This window comes from Streptomyces sp. NPDC001406, assembly GCF_042895285.1.
GTDB lineage: Bacteria > Actinomycetota > Actinomycetes > Streptomycetales > Streptomycetaceae > Streptomyces.
Window position 1 is genome coordinate 286217 of record NZ_JBIAWG010000009.1, and the last position, 13146, is coordinate 299362.

At 72.2% G+C, this 13146-nt stretch carries 15 protein-coding genes; 7 read left to right on the top strand and 8 right to left on the bottom strand.

All coding sequences use genetic code 11. From position 1 onward, the window contains the following. The first annotated feature begins 1 nt into the window (after position 1). On the top strand, positions 2-736 hold the full coding sequence (locus ACFY1J_RS23400) for a maleylpyruvate isomerase family mycothiol-dependent enzyme (protein WP_390710593.1): 735 nt from the start codon (positions 2-4) through the stop codon (positions 734-736). Positions 737-746: 10 nt separating this feature from the next. Here the strand turns inward: ACFY1J_RS23400 and ACFY1J_RS23405 are convergent, their stop codons facing one another. Then, positions 747-1139 carry a MarR family winged helix-turn-helix transcriptional regulator gene (locus ACFY1J_RS23405; protein WP_390710592.1) on the bottom strand — a complete coding sequence of 131 codons (393 nt, stop codon included), beginning with the start codon at positions 1137-1139 and terminating at the stop codon, positions 747-749. An 85-nt stretch (positions 1140-1224) separates the two neighbouring features. Between ACFY1J_RS23405 and ACFY1J_RS23410 the strand changes: the two genes are divergently transcribed. Next, entirely contained in the window at positions 1225-2721 is a 1497-nt protein-coding gene (locus ACFY1J_RS23410) for an MFS transporter (protein WP_390731805.1), read from the top strand. Positions 2722-2795: 74 nt separating this feature from the next. After that, on the top strand, positions 2796-3080 hold the full coding sequence (locus tag ACFY1J_RS23415; RefSeq protein ID WP_390710590.1) for a DUF6332 family protein: 285 nt from the start codon (positions 2796-2798) through the stop codon (positions 3078-3080). On the opposite strand, the gene ACFY1J_RS23420 is transcribed toward ACFY1J_RS23415, so the two are convergent. The 3 genes from ACFY1J_RS23420 to ACFY1J_RS23430 form a co-directional block, all read right to left on the bottom strand. Then, on the bottom strand, positions 3041-3706 hold the full coding sequence (locus ACFY1J_RS23420) for a response regulator (RefSeq protein WP_390710589.1): 666 nt from the start codon (positions 3704-3706) through the stop codon (positions 3041-3043). The genes ACFY1J_RS23415 and ACFY1J_RS23420 overlap by 40 nt on opposite strands. Continuing rightward, positions 3703-4950, bottom strand: coding sequence for a sensor histidine kinase (locus ACFY1J_RS23425; RefSeq protein WP_390710588.1), 1248 nt, complete (start codon positions 4948-4950; stop codon positions 3703-3705). Before ACFY1J_RS23425 ends, ACFY1J_RS23420 begins: the two co-directional genes overlap by 4 nt. An 82-nt stretch (positions 4951-5032) precedes the next feature. Beyond that, complete coding sequence (locus ACFY1J_RS23430; RefSeq protein ID WP_390710587.1) at positions 5033-5701, bottom strand: TetR/AcrR family transcriptional regulator; 669 nt, start codon at positions 5699-5701, stop codon at positions 5033-5035. Between the two features lie 155 nt (positions 5702-5856). On the opposite strand from ACFY1J_RS23430, the gene ACFY1J_RS23435 reads away from it, so the two are divergent. Further along, on the top strand, positions 5857-6900 hold the full coding sequence (locus tag ACFY1J_RS23435; RefSeq protein WP_390710586.1) for a medium chain dehydrogenase/reductase family protein: 1044 nt from the start codon (positions 5857-5859) through the stop codon (positions 6898-6900). Here ACFY1J_RS23435 and ACFY1J_RS23440 read toward each other — a convergent pair. After that, the gene (locus tag ACFY1J_RS23440; protein ID WP_390731806.1) at positions 6897-7604 is read right to left on the bottom strand and encodes a TetR/AcrR family transcriptional regulator; all 708 of its coding nucleotides are present in this window, start codon (positions 7602-7604) and stop codon (positions 6897-6899) included. The two genes, ACFY1J_RS23435 and ACFY1J_RS23440, sit on opposite strands and share 4 nt — an antisense overlap. Positions 7605-7756: 152 nt before the next feature. Between ACFY1J_RS23440 and ACFY1J_RS23445 the strand changes: the two genes are divergently transcribed. Next, complete coding sequence (locus tag ACFY1J_RS23445; protein WP_390710584.1) at positions 7757-8206, top strand: nitroreductase family deazaflavin-dependent oxidoreductase; 450 nt, start codon at positions 7757-7759, stop codon at positions 8204-8206. Here ACFY1J_RS23445 and ACFY1J_RS23450 read toward each other — a convergent pair. Continuing rightward, a complete protein-coding gene (locus tag ACFY1J_RS23450; RefSeq protein ID WP_390731807.1) occupies positions 8196-9461 on the bottom strand; it encodes a geranylgeranyl reductase family protein in 1266 nt (421 codons plus the stop codon). The two genes, ACFY1J_RS23445 and ACFY1J_RS23450, sit on opposite strands and share 11 nt — an antisense overlap. Positions 9462-9594: 133 nt before the next feature. Between ACFY1J_RS23450 and ACFY1J_RS23455 the strand changes: the two genes are divergently transcribed. Together ACFY1J_RS23455 and ACFY1J_RS23460 are read left to right on the top strand one after the other, a co-directional pair. Continuing rightward, on the top strand, positions 9595-10950 hold the full coding sequence (locus ACFY1J_RS23455; protein WP_390710582.1) for a dipeptidase: 1356 nt from the start codon (positions 9595-9597) through the stop codon (positions 10948-10950). Between the two features lie 62 nt (positions 10951-11012). Beyond that, on the top strand, positions 11013-11729 hold the full coding sequence (locus ACFY1J_RS23460) for an MBL fold metallo-hydrolase (RefSeq protein ID WP_390710581.1): 717 nt from the start codon (positions 11013-11015) through the stop codon (positions 11727-11729). Positions 11730-11768: 39 nt separating this feature from the next. Here ACFY1J_RS23460 and ACFY1J_RS23465 read toward each other — a convergent pair whose 3' ends face one another. Together ACFY1J_RS23465 and ACFY1J_RS23470 are read right to left on the bottom strand one after the other, a co-directional pair. Next, complete coding sequence (locus ACFY1J_RS23465; protein WP_390710580.1) at positions 11769-12812, bottom strand: NUDIX domain-containing protein; 1044 nt, start codon at positions 12810-12812, stop codon at positions 11769-11771. 140 nt (positions 12813-12952) lie between these two features. Next, positions 12953-13144 (bottom strand): hypothetical protein, encoded by a 192-nt coding sequence (locus ACFY1J_RS23470; RefSeq protein WP_390710579.1) that lies wholly within the window; start codon positions 13142-13144, stop codon positions 12953-12955. Positions 13145-13146 lie beyond the last annotated feature (2 nt).

Sequence of the window (13146 nt, forward strand, 5' to 3'; positions counted from 1 at the left end):
CATGGAGACTGCCGACTTCCTTCAGACCCTGGACCGGGAGGGCCGGTTGCTGGCCGCGGCCGCCGAGGTGGCGGGGACCGATGCCAAGGTGCCGACCTGCCCGGAGTGGCAGGTGCGCGACCTGTTGCGGCACACCGGCGCGGTGCATCGCTGGGCCGCCGGGATCGTCGCCGACGGGCACACCGCGCCGCGCCCCTTCGGTGACCTCCCGGACCTCGACGGCGCCGAGTTGGTGGCCTGGTACCGGGACAGCCATGCCCGCCTGGTCGACACCCTGACCGCGGCGCCGTCCGACCTGGAGTGCTGGACCTTCCACCCCGCGCCCTCCCCCTCGCCGCTGGCGTTCTGGACCAGGCGGCAGGCCCACGAGACGACCGTGCACCGCTATGACGCCGAGTCCGCGCGGGCCGGGGTTCCGTCCCCGGTCGCGCGGGACTTCGCGGTGGACGGCATCGACGAGTTGCTGCGCGGCTTCCACGCCCGCACGAGGAGCCGGGTGCGCACGGACGAGCCGCGTGTGCTGCGGGTGCGCGCCTCGGACTCCGGGGACGTGTGGACCGTACGGCTGTCCGCAAAGCCGCCCATGACCACGCGGGACGAGTCCGGGGTGGCGGAGGCCGAACTGTCCGGCCCGGCCGACCAGTTGTACCTCGCCCTGTGGAACCGGGTGCCGATGCCCGAGGTGACCGGTGACGCCGCGCTCGCCGCGCTGTGGCGGGAGCGGTCCGGCATCTGACGGCGGCCGGTCAGCCCGCCAGCATCCGGGTCAGTACCGCGCGCTGCACCGGCAGCACCTCGCCGTGCAGCGCGCGCCCCTTCGGTGTGAGCGCCACCCGCACACCCCGCCGGTCCTCCGCGCACATGGCCCGGTCGACCAGGCCGTCCTTCTCCAGACGGGCGATCAGCCGGGACAGGGCGCTCTGGCTGAGATGCACCCGCTCCGAGATCTCCTGGACGCGATAGGCGCAGCCGCCGTCCGCCGCGCGGCCCTCGGCGAGCAGGTCGAGGACCTCGAAGTCGCTGGCGCACAGGCCGTGTCCGTGCAGGGCGCGGTCGAGCTCGCACTGGGTGCGGGCGTGCAGCGCCAGGATGTCCCGCCACTGGTCCACGAGCGCCTGCTCGGCATTCTTCGCCGCCATGGCCGCACCGTAGCAGAGAAAAGAATTCCTTGCATCGGAATTAAATGCGCTTGCATTCGATGCATATGCATGTAGTGTCGTCGCCATGACCTCTCCGCTCACCACCCCCGCGGCCCCCTCGTCGGCGGTTCGCTGGACTCCCCGGCTGTGGGGCACCCTGCTGGTGCTCTGCGCCGCGATGTTCCTCGACGCGCTCGATGTGTCGATGGTCGGCGTCGCCCTGCCGTCCATCGGGTCCGACCTCCAACTCTCCACGTCGACGCTGCAATGGATCGTCAGCGGCTACATCCTGGGATACGGCGGGCTGCTCCTCCTCGGCGGCCGCACCGCCGACCTGCTCGGCCGGCGTCAGGTGTTCCTGGTGGCCCTCGGCGTCTTCGCGCTCGCCTCACTGCTCGGCGGCCTCGTCGACTCGGGTCCGCTGCTGATCGCCAGCCGTTTCATCAAAGGCCTGAGCGCGGCGTTCACGGCTCCCGCGGGCCTCTCGATCATCACCACGACCTTCCCCGAGGGTCCGCTGCGCAACCGCGCCCTGTCCATCTACACCACCTGCGCGGCCACCGGCTTCTCCATGGGTCTGGTGCTCTCCGGCCTGCTGACCGAGGCCAGTTGGCGGCTCACCATGCTGCTGCCGGCGCCCATCGCGCTGCTCGCCCTGCTCGCCGGGCTCAGGCTGCTGCCGCGCACGACGCGCGAGCGCGACCACGACGGCTACGACATCCCGGGCGCCGTCATCGGCACCGCGTCGATGCTGCTGCTCGTGTTCACCGTCGTCCAGGCGCCCGAGGCAGGCTGGGCATCCGCCCGCACCCTGCTGTCGTTCCTCGCGGTGGCCGCCTCGCTGACCGTCTTCGTCCTGGTCGAGCGGCGCGCGGTGAGCCCGCTGATCCGGCTCGGTGTGCTGCGCTCCGGCAGCCAAGTACGGGCCCAGCTCGGCGCGGTGGCCTTCTTCGGGTCGTACGTCGGATTCCAGTTCCTGACCACGCTGTACATGCAGTCGCTGCTCGGCTGGTCGGCGCTGCACACCGCGCTGGCCTTCCTGCCCGCGGGCGCGCTGGTGGCGGTGTCCTCGACGAAGGTCGGTTCGGTCGTCGACCGGTTCGGCACACCGCGGCTGATCGCGGTGGGCTTCGCGCTGATGGTCGTCGGGTACGCGCTGTTCCTGCGCATCGACCTCGACCCGGTGTACGCGGCCGTCGTGCTGCCGTCGATGCTGCTGATCGGCGCGGCCTGCGCGCTGGTCTTCCCGTCGCTCAACATCCAGGCCACCAACGGCGTCGAGGACCACGAGCAGGGCATGGTCTCCGGTCTGCTCAACACCTCGGTCCAGGTCGGCGGCGCGATCTTCCTGGCGGTGGTCACGGCCGTGGTCACCGCGGGCGCCCCCGACCGCGCGACCCCGCAGGCCGTGCTCGACAGCTACCGGCCCGGGTTCATCGTGGTCACCGGCATCGCCGTGGCCGGGCTGCTCATCACGCTCACCGGTCTGCGCGGCCGCCGCACGCGGCCGTCGATCGTGGTCGCGAGGTCCACCGTGGAGGAGGCGCAGGCGGAACCGGTACCGGTACCGGTCCGCGACTAGGGGGACGCCTCCGTGAGTGCGCCCGGCGGGGTTTCGCTTGCCCCGCCGGGCGCACCACTGTGAGACTCTCCCGTATGGACGGGTACGGGGGACGGCGCACCAAGGCCGAGCAGGACGCGGCGACGGTCGAGGCCGGATACGCGCTGCTCAGCGCGGGGTTCGCGGCGGCGGTGGTCTTCGGGGCCGTCGCCGGACCGGCGTTCCTCTTCGAACTGCCGGACCTGCTGTCCGCGTTGCTGCTGCGCTCGGGTCTGGCGCTGGGGGCGGTCGTCGGCGTCGCGCGGGTCGTGTCCGTGCTGGTCCGCTTCCGCCGCGGGCCTCAGCCCAGCCAGCCGGGCCGCACCAGACCCGACTCGTAGGCCAGCACCACGAGTTGGGCCCGGTCGCGCGCCCCCAGCTTCACCATCGTGCGGCTCACATGGGTCTTCGCGGTGAGGGGGCTGACGACCAGGCGGCGGGCGATCTCCTCGTTGGACAGTCCGATGCCGACCAGGGCCATCACCTCCCTTTCCCGCTCGGTGAGTTGGGCCAGTGCGTCGGCGGCCGCCGGCTCCTTGGAACGGGCCGCGAACTCGGCGATCAGCCGGCGGGTCACCCCCGGCGAGAGCAGTGCGTCGCCCTCGACCACCGCCCTTACGGCGCGCACGAGTTCCTCGGGCTCGGTGTCCTTCACCAGGAAGCCCGAGGCGCCCGAGCGGAGCGCCTCGAAGACGTACTCGTCGAGTTCGAAGGTGGTGAGCATGACCACCTTCACGTCCTTCAGCTCCGGCGCTCCGGTGATACGGCGGGTGGCGGCCAGGCCGTCCAGGAGCGGCATGCGGATGTCCATCAGGACGACGTCGGGGCGCAGTTCGCGCACCTCGCGCAGGGCCTCCTCGCCGTCGGCCGCCTCACCGGCCACCTCGATGTCCGGCTGCGCGTCCAGCAGCGCTTTGAAGCCGGCCCGCACCAATGACTGGTCGTCGGCGAGCAGTACACGGATCACCGGCCGTCCTCCTTGACCTTCACCTTCAACGGCAGTACGGCGAGCACCCGGAAGCCCCCGTCGGGACGCCGGCCCGCCTCGATCGTGCCACCCAGCGCGGCGGCCCGTTCCCTCATCCCCGCCAGCCCGTTCCCGCTGCCGCCCGCGTCCTCGCCGGTCGCGGGCCCGTCGTCGTCGATCCGCAGCCGCAGCACGCCGTCGTCGTCCTCGAAGCACACGCGCGCGTGCCGCGAGCCGGAATGCCGTACGACATTGGTCAGCGCCTCCTGGACGATCCGGAACGCCGCGAGGTCGGCGCCCGGCGCCAGGCGCGGCGGCTCGCCCTCGACGTCGACCGTGAGGCCCGCGCCCGCCGCCTGTTCCACCAGCTCCGGCAGCCGGTTGAGGCCGGGCGCGGGGGCGCGCGGCGCGGCGCCGGGGGCACGCAGGGTGTCCAGGACCTGGCGCACCTCCCCGAGCGCCTCCTTGCTGGCGGCCTTGATGGTGGTGAGCGCCTCGCGTGCCTGCTCCGGGTCGGTGTCGAGGAGGGCGAGGCCGACACCCGCCTGCACATTGATGACGGAGATGCTGTGGGCCAGGACGTCGTGCAGCTCGCGGGCGATCCGCAGCCGCTCCTCGTCCGCGCGCCGGCGTGCAGCCTGGGCGCGGTCGGCGCGCTCCCGGGCCCACTGCTCCCGCCGTACCCGGGCCAGTTCGGAGACCGCTACGACGGCCACGACCCAGGTCGCGATGACGATCTCCTGGTTGAGGCTCGCGGCCTCGTCGCCCGGCGGCGGAAGCCAGCGGTAGAGCCAGAGCGTGATCAGGGCGTGTCCGGCCCAGAGCATCCCGACCGACGCCCAGGCCGCGAGTCGGTGGCCCGTGACGACGGCACTGAAGCAGCTGACGGCGACGGTCAGGAAGATCGGTCCGTACGGATAGCCGGCGCCCAGGTAGACCAGGGCGGTCGTGGCCGTGCCGAACGCCACGAACGCGGGGTACCGCTGGCGCCAGAGCAGCAGCCCCGAGGCAACGAGCAGCAGCACGCGCGCGTAGCCGTCGAGCTGCACGCGATGGAGCTGTTCGTGCGCGGCGAAGTTCGAGCCGAACACCACGAAAACCATGAGCGGCAGGGTGGAGCGCCACGGCAGGCGCGCGCGGCCCGGCTCGGCGTCGCCGTCCGGGTGGTGCCACCACGGGGGCCCGTACCGCCACCACTGCGGCGGGCCGTGCCCGCGCACGCGCTGCTCTCCCATGTCCGCCACGCTAGACGCCCGCGGTCCGCAAGGACGTCAGCCGGGCGAGGTGATCACACGTACTCCCCGGGGAGTACGCCCGCCGGCGTGATCAGTGACCGCCCACCAGCTCGTCCACCTCGGCGGCGAACAGCAGCTCGGGGTCGAATCCCATGCCGGTGAAATGACCCGCGAGCTCCAGTGAGAGGTGCCCGTGCAGACGGGTCCAGCACAGCAGCGCCCGGTGCAGGGCCGCGGGCGGGGCGGGGTGGCCGGCCGCCCACTGCCGGTGGTCGGCGAGGTGGGCGTCGAAGGCGTCGGGGCCGGGAGTGTCGGCGGCGCCGTGGGTGTCGGCGCCCGCGGCCACGCACACGTCGAGCAGTGCGGCCATGATCTCCTGGGCGATCGCCGTGATGTCGTCCGGGGCGTGATAGCCGGGGACCGGCGTGCCGTAGACCAGGAAATACCGCTGGGGGTCCGCGAGCGCCCAGCGGCGCAGGGCGTGTGCGAGAGCGGGCAGTCCGCCGCCCGAGTCGGCGGCGGCGCGGAAGGTGTCCGCCAGGCTGCGGTAGGCGTCGCGGATCAGCTCGGTGATCAGTTCGTCCCGGCCGCCGAAGTACCGGTAGAGAGCCGGGCCGCTCATGCCCAGCTCCTTGGCGATGGCGTTGAGGGAGAGCCCCGTCGCTCCCGCCGAGGCGATCTGTTCCCAGGCCCGCGCCTTGATCTCCGAACGCACCTGGCTGCGGTACCGCTCGCGAGGGCTCGCCGGGCCTGCCGTCATCGCCTCCACGCTCCTCTCCGTCCGGTTCGTTCCAACCTATCACCGCAGCGATAGCCAATAACAGACATTCTCGCGAGAGCTTGACACTCACGCTATTTGCCATCATGTTAGTTATAGCTTCTAACGCAAACGAATAGCTCTACACGGAGGTCGTCATGGAAAGCACGGAACTCGTCGAGGTCGTCCTGCCGGGAACGGTCGAACCGGAGGGGCTCCAGTTCCGGCGCCGGGACATACCGGCCGCGGGTGCCGGGCAGATCGTGGTCCGGGTGGAGGCCACCGGGGTCTCCTTCGCGGAGCAGCAGATGCGCCGCGGCCGGTACTACGACCAGCCGCCCTTCCCGTTCGTGCCCGGCTACGACCTGGTCGGCACGGTGCTGACGGCCGGCCCCGGCGTCGCCCCCGGCCTCGTCGGCAAGCGGGTGGCGGCGCTGGTGAAGGTCGGCGGCTGGGCCAGCCATGTGGTGCTCGACGCCGCCGACACGGTGGAGGTGCCGGCCGGCATCGGCGCGGCGGAGGCGGAGACCCTGGTGGTCAACGGCATCACCGCCTGGCAGATGCTCCATCGCAAGGCCCGCGTGCGCAGCGGCGGCACGATCCTCGTCCACGGGGCCAACGGCGGCGTCGGCACGGTCCTCGTCCAGCTGGCGCTGGCGGCCGGCCTGAAGGTGATCGGCACGGCGTCGGCCCGCCATCACGACGCGCTGCGCGAACTGGGCGTGACTCCCGTCGACTACCGCACCGAGGACATCCCGGCCCGGGTCCGCGCACTCGCCCCCGGTGGAGTCGACGCCGTCTTCGACCACGTCGGCGGCCGGAGCGTGATCGACTCCTGGCGGCTGCTCGCGCCCGGCGGCACGCTCGTCTCCTACGGCAGCGCCGCCACCCGGGACGACACGGGCTCCAAGCAGTGGCCCGTCCTGAAGATCCTCGGCCGGGTGTGGCTGTGGAACGCGCTGCCCAACGGCCGCCACGCGTACTTCTTCAACGTCTGGGCCGGCCGCTCCCTGAGCAAGGACCGCTTCCGGGCCCGCCTGGGCGCCGACCTCACCGAGGTGTTCCACGCCCTCCAGCGCGGCGAGGTCACCGCCCGGATCGCCGCCCGGCTGCCGCTCACGGAGGTCGCCGAGGCCATGCGGCTGGCCGAGTCCGGCACGGTGGCCGGCAAGGTCGTCCTGATCCCGCAGGAGCAGGACTAGTCGTGCGGAGCATGAGGGAGGACCAGACCCACGTCGTGGGCGAGCCGGGCCGCCGCGTGCCGGAAGAACGGCTCACGGTCCTCCACCACCCTGGTGAACTGCCCGAACAGCTCGAACCCGACCAGGCCGTACAGCTGCGCCCAGGCCGCGACCAGGGCCACGACCACCTCCGGTGGCAGGTCTGGGGCCAGGTCGGCGGCCATGCGCCGGGCCTCGGGCGCCAGTTCGGCGGGCAGCGGCGTGCGGGCCACACCGCGCCGCTCGTAGGCCTCGCGGACGATGCCGATGAGCAGGACCCCCACCCGGGACGCGGGCGGGACGGTCGCCTCGGGTGCCGAATAGCCGGGCACCGGCGAGCCGTAGATGAGCGCGTACTCGTGCGGATGCGTGAGCGCCCAGCGACGTACCGCCTCGCACACGGCGACCCAGCGCTCGGCGGGGGCGGCGTCCCGGACCTCGGCCGCGGCGGCTTCGGCGGCCTCGCCGAGGGAGTCGTACGCGTCGATGATGAGCGCGGTCAGCAGGTCGTCACGGCTGGGGAAGTAGCGGTACAGCGCGGAGGAGACCATGCCGAGTTCGCGCGCCACGGCCCGCAGCGACAGCTTGGCCGCCCCCTGAGCCGCCAGCTGTCTGCGTGCCTCGTCCTTGATGGCCGCGGTCACTTCGATCCTGGCTCGCGCGCGGGCGCCCCCTGCTTTGGTCATGAGAAGCAGTCTGCCACGAAGCGAGAGCACTGCACACAAAAGAGAGCACCGCTCTTGCACTGGAGTGCCGAGCGGGTGCACACTCATCTTGAGCGAGAGCACTGCTCTCCCAAACAGTGAGAGCACTGCTCTCCCATACACAGGGGGTCGTCATGTCCGCGCACGTCAAGAAGCCCGGCTGGTTCACCGTCAACGTCTTCAACCGCTTCGTCGCCTGGCTGACCCGTCGCGGTGTCAGTGTCTGGGGCTCCCGGGTCCTGGCGGTGCGCGGCCGCAAGAGCGGCGAGTGGCGGACCACTCCCGTGAACCTGCTGACCGTGGACGGACAGCAGTACCTGCTAGCCCCGCGCGGTCACGTCCAGTGGACGCACAACATGCGGGCGGCCGGCGGCGGCGAACTGCGGCTGGGCAAGCAGGTGGACGTGTTCACCGCGACCGAGATCGCCGACGAGGACAAGGTCCCGCTCCTGCGCGCCTATCTGAAGCGCTGGAAGGCCGAGGTCGGCATCTTCTTCGACGGGGTCGGCCCCGACTCCCCCGACGACGAGATGCGCCGTATCGCCCCCGACCACCCGGTCTTCCGGGTCACGGTCACGAGCTGACCGCGTCCCCCGAGGCCGGGGGCGAGGCGGGGGCCGGGGCCACGGCCTGGCGCCGGTCCAGCGCGGTCAGGGCGCGCTGGGCCATGGGGTGGGTGCGGACGAGCTCGCCCAGGGACGTCGAGCCCCGGGTGATGTCCTTGAAGGCCCTCCATGCGGGGCGGAAGCTCGTCAGCGCCGCGTGGAACAGGCCGGGACGGCGCTCGAACACCGTCAGCAGCCGCTTGCCGACGCTCATCTCGACGCCGAGCCCCGCCTTGATCGCGAACGCGTAGTTCAGGGCCTGGCGGCGGGTGTCCACGGCGTCGTGCGCCTCGGTGATGCGGACCGCCCACTCCCCCGCGAGCCGACCCGACCGCAGCGCGAAGGAGATGCCCTCGCGGGTCCACGGCTCCAGCAGCCCCGCCGCGTCACCGCAGACGAGCACCCGGCCGCGCGACAGCGGCGAGTCGTCGGCCCGGCAGCGGGTCAAGTGGCCCGAGGAGATGCTCGGTTCGAAGCCGGCGAGGCCCAGCCGGGCCACGAAGTCCTCCAAGTACCGCTTGGTGGCGGCGCCTTCGCCGCGCGCCGAGATCACACCGACCGTGAGGGTGTCCCCCTTGGGGAAGACCCAGCCGTAACTCCCGGGCATCGGGCCCCAGTCGATGAGGACCCGTCCCTTCCAGTCCTCCGCGACCGTCTCGGGCACCGGGATCTCCGACTCCAGGCCGAGGTCGACCTGCTCCAGCTTCACCCCGACGTGCGCTCCTATGCGGCTGGCGCTGCCGTCGGCGCCCACCACCGCCCGGGCCAGCAGCGTCTCACCGCCCTGCAGCACGACGGCGACCGTGCGCCGGTCCGGCACCGCCGAGCCGTGCTGCTCGACACGCGACACCGTGACGCCCGTACGCAGCTCGGCGCCCGCCTTCTGCGCGTGCTCGACCAGCTGCTGGTCGAACTCGGGCCGGTTGATCAGCCCGAACAGCATCTGCTTGGAGCGGCGGGTACGGGTGAAGCGCCCATTGTTCGAGAAGGTGACCGCGTGCACCCGGTCCCGGAGGGGCAGCTCGAAGCCGGGCGGCAGCGCGTCGCGCGAGGGGCCGATGATGCCGCCGCCACAGGTCTTGTAGCGGGGCAGCTCCGCCTTCTCCAGCAACAGCACGCGCCGTCCCGTGACCGCGGCCGCGTAGGCCGCCGAGGCCCCCGCGGGGCCCGCGCCCACCACGACGACGTCCCACACCCGCTGCACGCCGTCCGCCGAAGAGTTCTCGCTGCTCACGATGGTCTGCTGCTCCGATCAAGCCGTCTGCCGCTCCTGTCCCCCGCATCCTACGGCGGAGGTCGTCGCAGGCCGCTGTGGGAGGATCGGGTCTATCCAGAGGTACAACGTCGCACCTACAAGGAGCGTGCCCATGTCGTCGAATCCGGTCGCCGAGACCGTCGCCTCGCTGCTGCCGAGGGCGAGGGCGGAGCTCACCGAGCTGGTGGCCTTCAAGTCGGTGGCGGACTTCGACCAGTTCCCGAGGAGCGAGAGCGAGGGCGCCGCGAACTGGGTCGCCGACGCGCTGCGCGCCGAGGGCTTCGAGGACGTGGCCCTGCTCGACACCCCGGACGGCACGCAGTCGGTGTACGGCTACCTCCCTGGCCCGGAAGGTGCCGAAACGGTCCTGCTCTACGCCCACTACGACGTGCAGCCGCCGCTGGACGAGTCCGCCTGGACCACCCCGCCCTTCGAGCTGACCGAGCGTGACGGCCGCTGGTACGGCCGTGGAGCCGCCGACTGCAAGGGCGGTGTGATCATGCATCTCCTCGCGCTGCGCGCCCTCAAGGCCAGCGGCGGCGTCCCGGTGCACATCAAGGTGATCGTCGAGGGCTCGGAGGAGATGGGCACGGGCGGCCTGGAGCAGTACGCCGAGCAGCACCCCGAGCTGCTGCGGGCCGACGCGATCGTGATCGGCGACGCGGGCAACTTCCGCGTCGGCCTGCCGACCGTCACCACCACGCTGCGCGGCATGACCCTGGTCCGCGTGCAGATCGACACCCTTGAGGGCAATCTGCACTCCGGCCAGTTCGGCGGTGCCGCCCCGGACGCGCTGGCCGCGCTGATCCGCGTCCTGGACTCGCTGCGCGCCGAGGACGGCTCGACGACGGTCGACGGGCTCGCCCCCGAGACCCGGTGGGAGGGCCTGGAGTACACCGAGGAGCAGTTCCGCACCGACGCCAAGGTGCTGGACGGCGTGGGGCTGATCGGCGCCGGCTCGGTCGCCGACCGCATCTGGGCCGAACCGGCCGTCACGGTCATCGGCATCGACTGCCCGCCGGTCGTCGGCGCCACCCCGTCCGTCCAGTCGAGTGCCCGCGCCCTGGTCAGCCTGCGGGTGCCGCCGGGCGTCGACGCGGCCGAGGCCACCAAGCTGCTCCAGGCGCATGTGGAGGCGCACACGCCGTGGGGCGCCCGGGTGCGCACCGAGCAGGTCGGTCAGGGCCAGGCCTTCCGCGCCGACACCGGCAGCCCGGCGTACCAGGCGATGGCGGACGCGATGGGTGTCGCCTATCCCGGCGAGACGATGCAGTACGCCGGTCAGGGCGGCTCCATCCCGCTGTGCAACACCCTCGCGGGCCTCTACCCGGAGGCGGAGATCCTGCTCATCGGCCTGAGCGAGCCCGAGGCGCAGATCCACGCGGTCAACGAGAGCGTCTCCCCCGAGGAGCTGGAGCGGCTGTCGGTGGCCGAGGCCCTGTTCCTGCGGAACTACGCGGCCAGCTGAACCTCTCTGCCCACAGCAGAGGGCCCTCGCCGAGGGGCGGGGGCCCTCCCTACGGTCGGCGCATGGACGTCATCGAGCTCCTTCCCCGGCTCCATCTCCTGCGCTTCCCGGTCGGCCAGGCCTATCTCTGGCGCGACGGCAACGAGTTGACGCTGATCGACGCCGGCACGATCGGCTCCGGCCGGGTGATCGCCGACGCGGTCCGGGCCCTCGGGCGGGCCCCTTCGCACGTACGCCGTATCGTGCTCACCCACTTCCACGAGGACCACGCGGGCGGGGCGGGCGAGTTGGCCGCCCTGACCGGCGCCGAGGTGCTGGCGCACGGCCGGGACGCTCCGGTCGTCAGGGGTGAGATGCCCGGCCCGCCGCCGGTCTTCGAGGACTGGGAGCTGCCGATCCACGCCGAGGCCGCGAGGCAGCTGCCCCAGGGCGACCCGCTGCGCCCGGAGCGGGTCACCGAACTGTCCGACGGCGATGTCCTCGACTTCGGCGGCGGAGCCCGTGTCGTCCACGTCCCGGGGCACACCGAGGGCAGCATCGCCCTCCAGCTCCCCGAGCACGGCGTGCTGTTCACGGGGGACACGCTGGCCGCGGCACCGGTCACCGGATCGGTGATGCCTGGTGTGTTCAACCTCGACCGGGCCCGGACCGTCGCGTCCTTCCACCGGCTGGCGGACCTGGACGCGGACCTGGCCTGTTTCGGCCACGGCGATCCCGTCACCAGTGGGGCCTCGGCGGTCCTACGGAAAGCCGCGGACACCTACACACGTCCGCGCTGACCATGGACTCTGCCACTACGACATCGAAGCCATCCGGTCTCAGCCGACCGGAACGCCCGCCTCCAGGTACAGCGCGGCGCCGCGCTCACGTGCCCGAAGCGCCCAGCACAGCCGCTGGTAGCGGACGGGCGGCAGCAGGTCGGCGGCCTCCTGCTCGGTGACGAAGCGCCAGTCGCGCAGTTCCGGACCCGGCAGCAGCAGCCGGCCGGTCTCGGCCGAGTCGAGCCGGCCGCCGTCGAAGAGCAGCCGCAGTCCGCCGAAGCCCGGGGGCACCGGCTGCTCCCAGTCCACGACGAGCAGCCGCGGCACGTCCGCCAGCCGTATCCCGGTCTCCTCGGCGACCTCGCGCATACCGGCACGGGCCGGGGCCTCGCCGCGCTCGACCACGCCGCCGGGGAACTCCCAGCCGGGCTTGTAGGTGGGGTCGACGAGCAGCACACGGTCCTGTTCGTCGAAGAGGAGCACGCCCGCGGCGAGGGTCTCGGCGGTGGGCTCCGGGGTCTGCACGATGTCGCAGGGGGCGACGGCACCGCTGCTGACGGCCTCGGCGATGCGGACGGCCGTCTCGTACGGGGTGAGGGCACCGGTGTCGACGGGGTGGGCGTCGGCGGTGAGCCAGGAGGCGAGCGCGGCCCGGTACGGCTCGATGTGGTCGTACGCCCACTGCCGTTGCCGCAACTCGCCGTCGGGGAGGTCCGGCGGGACCTCCCGCCCGGCTATTCGCTCCCGCAGGATCGTTTCCGCCGGGGCGAGCAGGACGTGCCGGACGGTGATGCGGCGCGCGGCGAGGCCGCCGAAGATCTCGTCGCGGTACTCTTGGCGCAGCAGGGTCATGGGGACCACGAGGGTTCCGCCGAGCTCGGCGAGCATCGCTGCCGCGGTGTCGATCACGAGTCGCCGCCAGATCGGCAGGTCCTGGAAGTCACCGACCTCGGCGAGGCGTTTGGGCGGGAGCAGGTGCGTGAGCGCTCCGCCGATGACCTCCGGGTCGAAGAGCGTGCTGTTCGGGATCAGTTCGATCAGTTCCCGTGCGGTGGTGGTCTTCCCCGCACCGAACGCGCCGTTGATCCAGACGACGGTCACGGACTCCCCCTCTTCTGTTGGCCCCCTGTGGCTTGCCCGCTCCACACTGCCATGGAAACCAGCCCCAGCTGAGGGCGTGCGAACGGGGCGCCGGCGCCCCGCGACGGGGCCCCGGCGCCGCACAGTGCCTGAGTGCGGTTCTACTCCTGTCCCGGGGCGTTGTCGTCGACGGCGAGGCTTTCCTGGCTGACGAGGTTGCCCACCGTGTCGACCGTGTCCGACACGTTCAGGTCACTGACGGCGTGGGTGTCCTCACCGTGCGACGGGCTGATCGCGGCCACGACGAACCCGGTGGCGAGGGAGGCGATGGCGAGCATGCTGCGCTTCTTCATGC

What these genes read in the sequence shown, in the direction of transcription:
- ACFY1J_RS23470 (WP_390710579.1), bottom strand. Translation starts at nt 13,144, where the DNA reads ATGAAGAAGCGCAGCATGCTCGCCATCGCCTCCCTCGCCACCGGGTTC.
- ACFY1J_RS23400 (WP_390710593.1), top strand. Translation starts at nt 2, where the DNA reads ATGGAGACTGCCGACTTCCTTCAGACCCTGGACCGGGAGGGCCGGTTG.
- ACFY1J_RS23430 (WP_390710587.1), bottom strand. Translation starts at nt 5,701, where the DNA reads ATGACGGCAGGCCCGGCGAGCCCTCGCGAGCGGTACCGCAGCCAGGTG.
- ACFY1J_RS23435 (WP_390710586.1), top strand. Translation starts at nt 5,857, where the DNA reads ATGGAAAGCACGGAACTCGTCGAGGTCGTCCTGCCGGGAACGGTCGAA.
- ACFY1J_RS23415 (WP_390710590.1), top strand. Translation starts at nt 2,796, where the DNA reads ATGGACGGGTACGGGGGACGGCGCACCAAGGCCGAGCAGGACGCGGCG.
- ACFY1J_RS23455 (WP_390710582.1), top strand. Translation starts at nt 9,595, where the DNA reads ATGTCGTCGAATCCGGTCGCCGAGACCGTCGCCTCGCTGCTGCCGAGG.
- ACFY1J_RS23460 (WP_390710581.1), top strand. Translation starts at nt 11,013, where the DNA reads ATGGACGTCATCGAGCTCCTTCCCCGGCTCCATCTCCTGCGCTTCCCG.
- ACFY1J_RS23440 (WP_390731806.1), bottom strand. Translation starts at nt 7,604, where the DNA reads ATGACCAAAGCAGGGGGCGCCCGCGCGCGAGCCAGGATCGAAGTGACC.
- ACFY1J_RS23405 (WP_390710592.1), bottom strand. Translation starts at nt 1,139, where the DNA reads ATGGCGGCGAAGAATGCCGAGCAGGCGCTCGTGGACCAGTGGCGGGAC.
- ACFY1J_RS23445 (WP_390710584.1), top strand. Translation starts at nt 7,757, where the DNA reads ATGTCCGCGCACGTCAAGAAGCCCGGCTGGTTCACCGTCAACGTCTTC.
- ACFY1J_RS23410 (WP_390731805.1), top strand. Translation starts at nt 1,225, where the DNA reads ATGACCTCTCCGCTCACCACCCCCGCGGCCCCCTCGTCGGCGGTTCGC.